General features: G+C 34.5%; 6 protein-coding genes. 1 reads left to right on the forward strand and 5 read right to left on the reverse strand.

The genetic code is table 11. The features are described from left to right. Positions 1 to 25 precede the first annotated feature (25 nt). The 5 genes from BMW63_RS09305 to BMW63_RS09325 form a co-directional block, all read right to left on the reverse strand. Entirely contained in the window at positions 26 to 1675 is a 1650-nt protein-coding gene (locus tag BMW63_RS09305; RefSeq protein WP_074723188.1) for a family 16 glycosylhydrolase, read from the reverse strand. 11 nt (positions 1676 to 1686) lie between these two features. Further along, on the reverse strand, positions 1687 to 3237 hold the full coding sequence (locus tag BMW63_RS09310; protein WP_074723189.1) for a hypothetical protein: 1551 nt from the start codon (positions 3235 to 3237) through the stop codon (positions 1687 to 1689). 12 nt (positions 3238 to 3249) lie between these two features. Continuing rightward, a complete protein-coding gene (locus BMW63_RS09315) occupies positions 3250 to 4776 on the reverse strand; it encodes a RagB/SusD family nutrient uptake outer membrane protein (protein WP_074723190.1) in 1527 nt (508 codons plus the stop codon). Positions 4777 to 4787: 11 nt separating this feature from the next. Further along, the gene (locus BMW63_RS09320) at positions 4788 to 7838 is read right to left on the reverse strand and encodes a SusC/RagA family TonB-linked outer membrane protein (RefSeq protein WP_074723191.1); all 3051 of its coding nucleotides are present in this window, start codon (positions 7836 to 7838) and stop codon (positions 4788 to 4790) included. 238 nt (positions 7839 to 8076) lie between these two features. Continuing rightward, positions 8077 to 10878, reverse strand: coding sequence for a helix-turn-helix and ligand-binding sensor domain-containing protein (locus tag BMW63_RS09325; RefSeq protein WP_074723192.1), 2802 nt, complete (start codon positions 10876 to 10878; stop codon positions 8077 to 8079). 207 nt (positions 10879 to 11085) lie between these two features. Here BMW63_RS09325 and uvrA point away from each other — a divergent pair, with 207 nt between their 5' ends. Beyond that, the gene (gene uvrA, locus BMW63_RS09330) at positions 11086 to 13878 is read left to right on the forward strand and encodes an excinuclease ABC subunit UvrA (RefSeq protein ID WP_074723193.1); all 2793 of its coding nucleotides are present in this window, start codon (positions 11086 to 11088) and stop codon (positions 13876 to 13878) included. Positions 13879 to 13892: the final 14 nt, after the last annotated feature.

Consider the following 13892-nt stretch of genomic DNA (forward strand, 5'->3'; position numbering starts at 1 on the left):
TTAATCTTATTAAATATATGCTTAATTATTGATAAACTCTCACATAATCAATCTCCAATGAAGATTGAGTAAAAGCAGGATCAATCACTCCACCGAAAGATCCTCCCATTGCAACATTAAATAGCAAGAAAAAATCTTTATTGAATGGTATGGTGTTATTATTGACTATTGAATGGACTACCGTATCGTCTACTAAAATTTTAATAGATGTAGGACTCCAAATCGCTTTATACACATGAAACTCAGTTGCCGCATTTGAAATAGGTACTTTATTTCCATCTGCATCTGCGCCAGAGCGTCCAGGGTAATGGAATGTACCGTAAACAACATAAGGTTCATTTCCTTTATGCTCCATAATGTCTATTTCACCACATGCAGGCCAAGCATTAGTATCAATATCAGCTCCTAGCATCCAAATAGCCGGCCAAGTACCTCCTCCTGTAGGAAGTTTTGCTCTGACTTCAATTTTACCATATTTGAATTCATATTTATCCTGGGATTTTAATCTAGATGAAGTATATCCCGTACCTTCTTTTTTGGCAGTGATTTTCAAACTCCCGCCTTGTACAATCACGTTTGTTGCACTGCTCGTATAGTTTTGTTTCTCATCATTACCCCAACCTCCAGCACCTAAATCATAACTCCATTTTGTTGGATCTGGTGCACCATCAGTATCAAACTCATCCGAAAATTTAAGTGTTGTATAATCTACAGCGACAGTTTGAACTGGCTTTGTTGTTGTAAAAATCATATACCATGCTAATCCTGGATTATTTCCCTGTACAAAACGCACAAACATTCGGTTATCTGTAATTGATAGAATTTCGTAAGAACTTTGCCCTACATAATACCCCATAAATCCACCATCTGAGAAATTCATTGTTGTACCTCTTGTTTGTGTCAACCGATTAGGGTTGCCCATCACAACTGATTCTGAAGGGCTCAATACTACTGTTTTAAGACCTCCTGTATCATAACTCAAACAAGCATCTCCGCTTCCACTTCCACCACCAACACTTAAGAAAGCAGCGTTAAAAAATGTAGAGCCGCCATTATCTAATTTGAATTTCATGACATCTCCATCCAAACTGAACGTCAATACATTATCATAGAAACAACTAGTTGGTGCTCCAAGTGGCAATGCTTTTTCAAAAACTTTAGCTTGATAATAATTAGCAAAATAATTCTTAGTTGCATCGCCATCATTTTGTCCTACGCCTAAATGACCTAGTTCTGAGGCAGACACATACCATTTTTTAGTAGTACCACCTGTTAAGAACTGAATAGCCTCTTCATCTTCAAAATTACTGACTACCGTTACTTCAACAGTACTATTGGTCAGTACTCCTCCTTTACCGGAAGCAATTACAATTACCGTATAAGACTGTACTCCAACTTTTGTGAACGTTTTCTCAAAAATACCACTTGGTACATTTGTAGTCGTACCATCAGGAAAAACAAATTTATAGGATATTGCATCATTAGCGGTAGCTGTAAATTTAACTTTACCAGAACCATCCCCATTTGGAAGATCTGCTGTTTTACCAACTAGTTCTACTTCCACTTTCAAGTTTGTTGGAGCAAGTAATGAACCGAAAGAGAAATCATCTTTCGAACAATTCACCATTAATAACAATATAAAAATGGAGATTGTGTTTATAATTATTTTTTTCATCTTTTCTATTTTTAGTTAGATTGTTTAATGTCGTCAAAATAATAGGTTGTTCCAGCTCCAATTTGACCAAAATCAAAGAAAACAACTACTCTTTGGTAATTATTAGAATTTATAACACCTGGGAAATCAAAAGTCAGTTCTTCCCAACCATTAGCGACTGTTGACGTGGCATCTACCTCAATATTTGTGGCATCTGCGGCAACTTTTGTCTCCAATTTCATTTTTACTACAATTCCAGCTTTTGGAGACCAAACTTTCATTTTAATCTTTTTCATCACCGCAAAATTGATAGGGCTATCTAAATCCAATGAACCACCTGCCCAAACTTCAGCCAAGTCTCCTTTAGTCAAGGCCGCAACTTTAGTAGATGTATTGATTCCTGAATCTTTAAGATTAGTAATGACGGTTGAGTTAGCACCACCAAAATTCCCAAAATTATAGGCCAAAGTTGCTGACTCAAAAGAAAGAGGCAAAACCAAGGTTTCAGCTCCCGTTACCAATTCAATGTCATCATAATAATAATCAGCTCCCGTACCTGAATTTCCAAAATCAAAAAATACCACAACTCTTTGATAATTATTTGCGTTGTTAATTGTCGTAAAATCATAACTCAATTCTTCCCATCCATTGGCAATAGTTGTAGTTACATCCGCTTCAATATTTGTAGCATCAGTTGCCACTAATTTTTCTAACTTCATTTTTACAACAATTCCTGCTTTAGGTGACCAAACTTTCATTTTAATCACTTTCTTGGTTGAAAAGTCGATTGGCGCTGCTAATTCCATTGTGGATCCTGCCCAGACTTCTGCTCCAAGAGGCTTAGTTAATTTTGCCACTTTAGCACTTCCATTAATGACTCCAATACTTGGATTGTTTGCGCCTACTGATATTGCGCCACCAAAGTTTCCAAAAGACGGTACTGCAGTTTCAAATGTAATTGGTAAGTTAATAGGATTTGAGATAACCACAGTTTGTGTAGTAGTTGTTTTAGCTACACCACCACTCAAGGCTACTATTTTTACCTCATAATTTCCTATTTCTGTATATTTATGCGTAATCGTTTCACCTTCCATGAAATCTACAGGAACTTCATTTAATACATCTCCAAAATAAACTTGAAAAAAGGTTTCTAAATTTGCTGTAGCCGCAACTGTTATTGAGTAATTATCTCCCAAAACAGTACTAATAACAGGTACTAAATTAGTAGGTGCTAAAAAAGAAACCGTTACTTTTTGAATTACTTCTGTTTTTTTCCCGTTGATAGTCGTTCCTATAATTTTAGCATCATAGATTCCTTCCTTATAGGTATGATCTATTTTTTCTCCTGCACCTACATAAGCAGGTTCAGTAGTTCCATCTCCAAAATAAATTTCATATTGTGTTGCTCCTTCTCCACGAGGTAAAAAAGTAACTTTCCCTGTATTATCTTGCGTCACGGTGGTCAATGCCGAAATATTAGTTGGAGCTCCGAGAGTGTCTACATCAATTAGATCATTCTCTGTCGAGCAACTAAAAACTAGTGCTGCCACAATAAGGCTTGTTATATATTTTAAATTTTTCATAGTTGCTATTTTTTAATATCCAGGATTTTGTTCCCAATTTCCACTTGAAAACTGCATTTCTTCAATCGGAATAGGAAATAATTCGTTTTTTCCAGCCGTAAATCCAACAATTTCTTGAGCTGCTTTCCCAGTTCTCACTAAATCGAAGAAACGAAAACCTTCACCAGCCAACTCTACTCTTCTTTCATTATAAATAAAATCAGTTAATGCCGCTCCTGATGCTGAAATGTTATGATTATTATCTCCAAAAGCTCTTGTTCTAACCTCATTTAAATATTTTCGAGCAGAAGCATCATTTGCTACTTTGCTTTTATTGTTCGCTTCAGCAGCCATCAAAAGAACATCAGCATAACGAATGGCTCTATAATTATTTGGGCTGGTTAATTTAACATCGCCAGCTGCTTCAGGTCTTCTTGTTCTCGGTATGTATTTTCTATTAAAATATCCGGTATCTTGATTTTGCTTAGTATATTTAGTACCTGGATTTTGAGCAATCCACGCCACCATATCTAAAATGGTTACTGGTTTTCTAGTGTCACCCACTTCAAATGCATTAACTATTTTAGGAGTTGGTAGGTTAAAATTATTACCATCGGCAAAAACAGGTCCAACGTAACCAAACGGTCCTGCAAAACCAACAGCAACATTCCCTTCAACAAATTGCAATTGTCCGTAATTACCCCCTTCAACATCTGTATATTGAATTTCGAAAACAGATTCTGGACCATTTTCTCCTTCCGCTTCAAAGATGCTTCCATAAGGAGTAAGACCGCCACTAATTTGTTGTGGAGTTAAATCAGAAGTTTTTACTAAATGATACTTACCCGTTACAATCAATTTTTCAAAAGTGCTTGCAGCTTCATCATATTTTTTATCATACAAATATGCTTTTCCTAACAAGGCTAAAGCTGCACCGCTAGTCGCTCTCCCTTGTTGTGATGGAATTGCCGATAAATTTTCGGATGCGTAGATTAAATCTTTCTCTATTGAGGCGTATACGTCAGCAATTGAAGAACGTGGAATTGATTTTTCGTCTCCTGGAATGAATCTTGCGTCTCCTTTCATTGGAATACCTCCAAACCATTTCACTAATTCAAATTGATAGTAAGCTCTTAAGAAACGAGCTTCAGCAATAATCTGTTCTTTACCTACAAAATTAGTTTTGTCCTTAAATTCCAAAATATAATTAGCTCTTTGAACACCGGCAAACATCCAATCCCAGAGTTGTTTCAAATTAGCGTTCACAGGTGTTTGAATCATTTGATCGATTTGTTGGTATCCAGGAACATCTGTTGGACTGTTTCCACCAGCAAATGTATTATCTGAGGCTATTTCTCCCATCAAAACGTTGATAAAAGTGGACTGTAAAAGGTCATATGCTCCAATTAAAGCATTATCATAATCCGTTTTAGAATTAAAATAATTCTCGGAATCAATCGAATAGGCAACAGGACGATCGACAAAATCATCGCTACAAGAAATGGCCACTGTTGAGAAGACCGCTATGCTTGCTATTGTAATAAATATATACTTTTTCATTTTACTTCAAATTAAAAATTAATGTTTAAACCTAACAAATAGGTTCTTGGAGTAGGATAGAAACCATAATCGATACCACCACCTATTGGAGCACCATTGGAAGCACCAGGATCAAATCCTTTATATTTTGTGAACGTATAAAGATTATTTACACCTACATACAATCTTACTTTAGAGATCCCTGCCTTTTCAGAAACATCAGAATTCAAGGTGTACCCCAATTGGATATTTTGGATTCTGATATAAGAAGCATCTTCAACAAAATAATCAGAAAATAGTTTATTAGCTGTCGCTACCGTAGTCACTCTTGGTGTAGTATTACTGCTACCTTCTCCTGTCCATCTGTCTAAAACATAATTCAAACGATTTGCATCAGGAGAAATACTTTCATAATTACGTACCATATTATTTCCTACAGAAGCAAAAGTGTACATAGAAAAATCAAGCGCTTTGTAATTTAACTGAACATTGAAACCCATTGTTGCTGCTGGAATGGGGTCCCCAATATCAGTTCTATCATCAGCAGTAATTTTTTTATCCCCATTTACGTCAACATATCGAATATCACCAGGAGCTGCTATTGCACCTAAAGCAGATTGATCAGGAGCGGCATTAACTTCTGCTTGGTTTTGAAAAATCCCATTTGTTTTTAACCCATAGAAATATCCTATAGCATGTCCTACTTGCATTCTCGATGGTGCCAGTTGACCAATACCAAATGTACCTCCCTCAATAAAATCAGCACCAATTATTTCTGTCACTTTATTTTTAAGAACAGTTACGTTATATCCAACACTCATTTTAAAATCATCTGAAAATTTATTACTATAATTTACAGAAAACTCTAAACCTTCATTTCTTACCGTTCCAGCATTAATAGTTGGATTAGAAGCCCCAGGAGCTTGTCCACCTAATATGCCTGAAACTGGAATACCTGGAATTAATAAATCAGCTCTGGTATCAATAAAATAATCAGCAACTATATTTATCTTATTATTGAATAAATTCATATCTAAACCAACATCAAATTTTTTGGCCTCTTCCCATTTAAGATTCGGATTTGGTATTTGACCGCCAGCACGACCGTTAATTAACGCCCCATCAAAAACATAAGTGGCTTCCCCTCCTAATTGAGAAATGTAGCTATTAGCTGGAATTGCATCATTTCCTACTATACCATAGCTTCCTCTAAATTTTAAGAAATTTACGATCCCTGGCTCTCCAAAGAATCCTTCATCAGACACTACCCAACCAGCTGTTACAGATGGAAAATAGCCCACTTTGTTTCCTGGACCAAATCTAGTAGATGCATCACGGCGTATCATCCCTGATAAAAGGTATTTTCCCTTGTAGTCATATTGTATCCTTCCAAAGTAAGAAAGCCTTCTATCATCATAAACATAAGACCTTACGGGTACAGTACCCACAGCAGGTGCTCCATTTGCTAATGCAATATCCGCAAAATCCCATGAATTGTTTGGAACATCATATCCTGTCGCAAATAATCCATTTCCGTACTCTTTAAAAATCGTATTACCGACAACTCCAACAAATTTGTGATTTTCGGCTATTGTTTTGGTATACGTTCCATAAATATCAAAAGAATAATTATTATCATTTATAGCATCTTGAGAAACAGAGCTTCTGGTAGTGTTAAATACTTTTCCACTGCCGTAATCAAGTATCTTTGCAAAAGATTTAGACTCACTATTAGCCATTTTGAAACCTATTGTACTACTTAGGACAAAGGAGGGTGTAACTTTATAATCTAATCCAAAATTTCCGCTTATTTGCTTGAAATTATAATCGTTATACGAATTTGCAATTTGAGCCAGAGGATTAATCATTTCATTACCCAAAGACCCTCCTGGAAATAAGGTGAAATTCCCATCTGCATCATATGGGCTAAGAGTAGATGGACTGTTAACCGCATTTAAAAGCACCGAAGCATTTCCATTTTCTGGCAAAGTTTTTCTATTGAAATAGGAATAGATTACATTCGTTTTTAATTTTAATCTATCCGTAACATCAGCACCTAAAGATACTCTAGCCGTATTTCTCAAAAATCCAGATTTAGGACCTCCAACGATACCCTCTTGATCCAGATGCGAACCGCTAACAGAATATGTAATCTTATCAGAACCACCAGAAAATGTTAAATCATGACTAATAATTGGAACACCTTTACCAAGAATTTCATCCTGCCATTTGGTTCCTTTTCCAATACCGCTTACATTTGGAAACGGAATTGCTTTGCCGCTATTTGCATAACTTTCATTAAGCAATAAGGCATATTCTGTAGCATTTAATGTTGGTAAACTGCGCGAAGTTTCTTGAAAACCAGTATAAGTATTAAAAGATATCTTACCTTTAGAATTCTTTTTACCCATTTTTGTAGTTACCAAAATAACTCCATTTGCAGCAGCAGAACCATAAATAGCAGCTTGCGCATCTTTCAAAACAGTTATTGTTTCTACATCATTAGGGTTTAATAATCCCAACTCCCCAATATATCCATCTATAATAGTTAGCGGTTTGGCATCTCCATTAGTGGCAATACCTCTAATGCGAATATCTAGTGCCGCTCCTGGCGACCCTGACTGTGATGTCACATTGACACCAGAAATAGTACCCTGCAAAGCTTGTTCTATTCTCACAGGTTTTAAAGCCTCCAGTGTTTTGCTGTCTACAATCGAAACTGCACCGGTAATTTCCTTTTTTTTCTGAGAACCATACCCAATTACAACAACTTCGTCTAAGCTTTTAGCATCTTCTTGCATTTCGACACTAATACTGCTATTAGAAGCAGAAACTTTATATTCAAAATTTTTATATCCTATATAAGTGAATACAAGTGTCGAACCAGATGGAATTCCTTTTAAAGAAAATTTACCATCAAAATCTGTTGCAGTTCCCTTTGTGGAATTTTTAATTTGAACATTTACTCCTGGTATGGGTAAACCAGAACCTTTTTCTTTTACAGTCCCTCCAATATCAAAATTCTGGGCGAAACCAAAAGTAGAAAGGAATAGAAAAATAATTAATAGATAATTAAACTTCATAATTTATGTTTTTTGTGAATGATAAAAATAGAATGAAAACTAAATTATTTGTTAAAAGAGACCTTTACAAAAAACATACATCGTAAAAAAAACACGTATTTTTATAGATTTTAAAAAAAAACCACGTATTTACTAAGGAATTAAGAATGATATATTTCACTATGACATAAGGAAAAACAGCAACTACAACGTGAATGTTGTGGTAATGTATAGTTATATTGAAAGAATTTTAGAGAAACTATACAGCCAAAATATACTCTACAAGACCCTGTTCGTGAGATAACTCCATTTTCTTCCTCAAACGGTATCTTTTTATTTCGACACTGCGTACAGAAATATTCAATAATGGAGCAACTTCTTTAGAAGAAAGATTTAATCTTAGGTAAGCACATAGTCTAAGATCATTTGGCGTTAAGGAAGGATGGGCTAGTTTTATTTTTTTCAAGAAGTCCTTATCAGCACTGTCGAAAGCTTCTTGAAAAACATTCCAAGTGTCATCCTTGGAAATATTTTTATTTATAGTTGATATAACTGATTTGATACTCCTACTTTCGTTTTCATTTGTTTTCTTCAAATCTTCTTTGATGTACGCCAACAATTCATTCTTACTATTTAAACTCATCGTCGAGACTGCCAATTCTCTCCTTTTTGAATCGACATCCTGAGAAAGCTGTTCATTCCTGATTCTCATCATTTGTTGTTCGTTCTCCAATTCTTTTATCTCTAATAAAAGATTGTTTTCCTCAATCAACTTCTCTTCTTTTTTATGGTAATAGTTTTTATATGCTTTATGAATATAATAAACCATAACAAGCATAAAAATGAGATATAAAAAAATGGCTATATTAGTTCGATACCAAGGTTTGAGAATCGTAAACGAGTATATGGCGGTATTATCTAAAGTTGCATTCGCAAATTTTGCTTTAACCTTAAAGTTATAATCTCCCGGAGGCAAATTTTTAAAATTTACCGTAGACTTTGCACTCCATTCACTCCATTCATTTTGAAATCCTAGCAACAGATACTGATATTCGACATTTATATATTTATTATACTCCGGTACAGTATAACTAAAGCTAATGTTATTGTCATAGTATTTAAACTCCCCATTTTCCTTAATAGACTGACTAACAAAGGTTTCGTTTCGTTTATTTATAGCGATGTTGGCTATTGAAACAGTATAGTTTTTAAAACTGAGATCGCTAATGTTCATTATATAATAACCATCTGTTGTACCTATAAGATAGTCTGAATTTGACAATTGTGCTATATTTTCATACCCCAACATCGAATTCGTCAATGAAGAAGGAATAGAAATAACATTTTGTTTCAACTGGTTACTTAATTTACTCGAGGAAAAATAATGAATGTAATTCTTTGAAAACAACCAGATTTTATTAGACTTATCTACAATCAATTTTCCAGATGTATATTCGTCTTTTTCGAAAACAGCACTTAATAACTTGTCTTTTTCAAATTGCTTCGTTTTAGTATTCAACTTAAAAATACCTTCTTTGTAGGCATAGTAAATAGTAGAATTAAACTTTATCAAACTTGCGTTTTTTCCCTTTTCAGGAGTTTTATAAGAGAAAAAAGATTTTACTTTCAATAATTTATTATCTAATTGTAATCTAAAAACTCCTTTGTACTCATGACTGACGTATATTTCATTAGTGTTTAGCATTTCAAAATACTTTGACGAATAGTCAAACCCTGAAATTTTGTTTCTAAAAACCCATTGATCATTGATTTTTTCTAATACTGAAATACCGTAATAATTCCCTTGAAGCAATAGCTCTTTTTTATGGGGAATCGTTTCAAACTTCCATGTTCCAGAAAAAGGAAAGATGTTTTTTGCAGCACCGCCGCCCACAACAAATGTTCCCGAGTCATGACCGCAAAATAAAGTTCCATCGTATTCAAATAAAGACCAAACCTGACCTTTAGTACCTGAAATCAATTTAAAAGAGTCACTACTGGGATAGTTTTTATAAAACAACCCTTGATTGGTTCCGATAAATAATTTATTGTTATACAATTTAGAACAATAAACTGTTCCCAAAACACCTGTATTGTCAACAAAATTATGAATAGGTGATTGAAGATTAATACAGTTTATACCATTGTCCAGCCCAGCCCAGAGATTTTTATCTGCATCTTCAAACAAGCATAATGCGGTGTTATTACTCAGTCCTTGAGTTTGCGTTATATGGTATACTATTTTACCCTCACTATTTATGATAAAAATTCCATTAGATACTGTTCCAATTGCAATAGTACCATCCGAAAGCAATTGACTGCTATAAACACTACTTGCTGTTAACTGGGCATCTGCTTCGGTTGAAAATTTAGACAAATCACTACCTATTAGGGTATAAAACCCATTTAATTGGGTCTGGATTAAAAGGCCCTCATTGATCGATAAAATATTGATTATCCTATTATTTTTCAAAATAGCATGGTCAGAAACTAATCTCCCCTTACCACTTTCAATTTCAAAAAGTCCCCCAGTACTTGTTTGAAAATAAATAGAATTGTTTGTTCTAAACGATTTGTTTACGCCCGTATTAGGCGAAATAATTTTAAAATTGCCTTCCTTCGAATCATATATATATATTCTATTTAACGATTGAAAAATAACCCATTGGTCGAAATTTAATATATTCCAAAACTGCTCGTCGTCAAGAATTTTATTTTTTATAGTTTGACTTAAGGAAGTGTATTTAAGTTGTCCATCTGATTTTCTTGTCCAAAAACCAAATTCCATATAACTGCCCGTATAAATTTTACTATCGATTACTTTAACAGAACGAATAATTGTTTCATTAGGAGATGGGTATAACTTCCAATTAGAACCATTATATTCCAAAAGTCCTTCATTGTTCGCAAAAAACAAATAACGATTTTGATCCTGAGAAATCATCCAATTTTGATTTCCTGCACCATAGTAATTTGGAGCGTATTTCACAATTGGAGGTAACTCTTGGGAAAAAGCAAATGAAGAAACTAAGTAGAAAAGGATATATAATTTTGTTTTCAATGGCTGGAGATTTTATTACATTTCAAAAATAAAACTAAAAACGGAATTTATCATTAGATAAATATTTTTTAAAAGTACACACTAATAAAAATAAGGATTCGAAGACAAAACTAATTTAAAATACTAGTATTAGCTAAAATTTGTGAATTGTTCAATCCCGCTTCTCTATCGAAAATTGATTACTTTTGTGAAAATACATTATTTTTTATGCAAGTTGACTTTTCAAAAATAGATCCAAAAAAAAATATAATTATAAAAGGCGCACAAGTCCACAATTTGAAAAATGTGGATGTTGTCATTCCGCGCAACAAATTGGTTGTGATCACCGGTCTTTCTGGTTCTGGAAAATCCAGTTTGGCTTTTGATACTTTGTATGCTGAGGGGCAACGCCGTTATGTAGAAAGTTTATCTTCTTATGCGAGACAATTCCTTGGAAGGTTAGATAAACCTAAAGTAGAATACATCAAAGGTATTGCCCCTGCTATTGCCATTGAGCAAAAAGTAAACACTACTAACGCCCGTTCTACAGTAGGAACTTCTACTGAGATCTACGACTATATGAAATTATTATTTGCCCGAATTGGAAGAACGTTTTCACCAATTTCCGGTCAAGAAGTAAAAAAAAATACCGTTACCGATGTTGTTGCTGAAGTCAAAAAATTTGATTTGGATAGCAAATGGTTACTCCTAGCGCCAATACATCTCGAAGAAGGTCGAAAACTAGAAGATAAGCTTAAAGCATTATTACATCAAGGATTTGCTAGAATTTTAGTTGACGATCAAATGATTCGTTTAGACGAAATCGAGCAGCATGCACTTGACAAAAAAGATATATTGTTAATCATCGATCGAATTGTAGTAAAAGACGAAGAGGAATTCTATAATCGTCTTGCAGATGCGGTACAAACTGCTTTCTATGAAGGAAAAGGCATCTGTCATTTACAAGAATTAAATTCTGATAAAAGGTTTTCTTATTCCAATAATTTTGAACTGGATGGAATCACTTTCTTGGAGCCAAATGTGCACTTGTTTAGCTTCAATAATCCTTACGGTGCTTGTCCCGTATGCGAAGGATATGGGAATATAATAGGTGTCGATGCTGAACTTGTTACCCCGAATACCTCTTTATCTGTATATGAGAATGCCATTTTCCCTTGGAGAGGCGAAAGCATGAGCTGGTTCCGTGATGAACTGGTAAACAATGCTTACAAATTTGATTTTCCCATTCACAAACCTTTATATCAACTGAACGAAGAGCAAAAAGAGTTGATATGGCAAGGAAACCAATATTTTCAAGGATTAAATGATTTTTTTAAAGAATTAGAAGAAAAAAATTATAAAATACAAAATCGCGTCATGCTTAGCCGTTACCGCGGTAAAACCAAGTGCCATTCCTGCAAAGGTAAGCGTTTGCGCATTGAGGCTTCATATGTTAAAATCAATTCAAAGACCGTTTCTGACTTAGTCGACCTTCCTATTAAGCATTTAGTCTCTTTTTTCGAAGGAATAGAATTAGATGTGTATGAAAAACAGATTGCAAGACGTTTGCTATTAGAAATAAACAACAGATTGTCTTTTTTGACTGAAGTAGGTTTAGATTACCTTACCTTAAACAGAAATTCCGCTACACTTTCAGGCGGAGAGTCTCAACGTATTAACTTGGCCACTTCACTAGGAAGCAGTCTAGTCGGTTCAATGTATATTTTAGATGAGCCGAGTATAGGGTTACACCCAAAAGATACGGAACGATTAATAAAAGTATTACTATCGCTTCGCGACTTAGGCAATACCGTAATAGTCGTTGAACACGATGAAGATATTATGAAAGCTGCTGATATGATTATCGATATCGGTCCGGAGGCCGGTTCCTTTGGTGGAGAATTAGTTGCGCAAGGTACCTTTGATGAAATTTTAAAATCAACGTCATTAACCGCAAAATATCTCAACGGAGAGTTAGAAATTTCAATTCCTAAAAAACGTAGAAAATTTAAAAATTTCATTGAAATAAAAGGAGCGAGAGAAAATAACCTGCAAAATATTGATGTTACATTTCCACTAGATGTCCTTACTGTAATTACAGGTGTTTCGGGAAGTGGAAAAAGTACCCTAATCAAGAAGATCTTGTTTCCTGCCATGCAAAAAAAATTAGATAATGCTGGCGAAAAAGCGGGTCAATTTAGTGAGATATCAGGCTCTTTTTCACAAATAAAGCACATAGAGTATGTAGATCAAAATCCAATAGGGAGAAGCTCTCGTTCTAATCCAGTAACCTACATCAAGGCTTATGATGACATTAGAGAATTGTATGCAAAAGAGAAATTATCAAAAATAAGAGGCTATCTCCCAAAACATTTTTCTTTCAATGTAGATGGTGGCAGATGCGAAACCTGTAAAGGAGAAGGTTCTATAAACGTAGAAATGGTTTTTATGGCCGATGTTCAATTGCCTTGTGAAACCTGCAACGGCAAACGATTTAAGAAGGAAGTACTCGAAGTTGCTTTTGCCGGAAAAAATATCAATGATATTCTGACCATGACTATTGATGATGCAGTAGCCTTTTTTGAAACTAATGCCCAACAAAAAATCACACAGAAATTAAAACCATTGCAAGATGTTGGATTGGGATATGTGCAATTAGGACAGTCCTCCTCTACCCTTTCTGGTGGTGAAGCACAAAGAATAAAACTGGCTTCTTTTCTGGTAAAAGGAGCGACAAAAGAAAAAGCTTTGTTTGTATTTGACGAACCTACGACTGGATTACATTTCCATGATATAAAGAAACTTTTAGCTTCTTTTGATGCTTTAATAGAAAAAGGGCATTCTATAATGGTAATAGAACACAATTTAGACCTTATAAAATGTGCGGATTGGGTTATTGATTTAGGCCCTGAAGGTGGAGAAAACGGAGGGCAATTACTGGCTGTAGGAACACCAGAAGAAATTGTAAAAAACAAAAAATCAATTACTGGAACGTATTTGAAAGCAGCCTTAAAACTATAAAAAAAAGCAGAAAA

Source organism: Flavobacterium frigoris (assembly GCF_900111075.1).
In the GTDB taxonomy this organism is placed as follows: Bacteria; Bacteroidota; Bacteroidia; order Flavobacteriales; family Flavobacteriaceae; genus Flavobacterium; species Flavobacterium frigoris.

What these genes read in the sequence shown, in the direction of transcription:
- BMW63_RS09305 (WP_074723188.1), bottom strand. Translation starts at nt 1,675, where the DNA reads ATGAAAAAAATAATTATAAACACAATCTCCATTTTTATATTGTTATTA.
- BMW63_RS09310 (WP_074723189.1), bottom strand. Translation starts at nt 3,237, where the DNA reads ATGAAAAATTTAAAATATATAACAAGCCTTATTGTGGCAGCACTAGTT.
- BMW63_RS09315 (WP_074723190.1), bottom strand. Translation starts at nt 4,776, where the DNA reads ATGAAAAAGTATATATTTATTACAATAGCAAGCATAGCGGTCTTCTCA.
- BMW63_RS09320 (WP_074723191.1), bottom strand. Translation starts at nt 7,838, where the DNA reads ATGAAGTTTAATTATCTATTAATTATTTTTCTATTCCTTTCTACTTTT.
- uvrA (WP_074723193.1), top strand. Translation starts at nt 11,086, where the DNA reads ATGCAAGTTGACTTTTCAAAAATAGATCCAAAAAAAAATATAATTATA.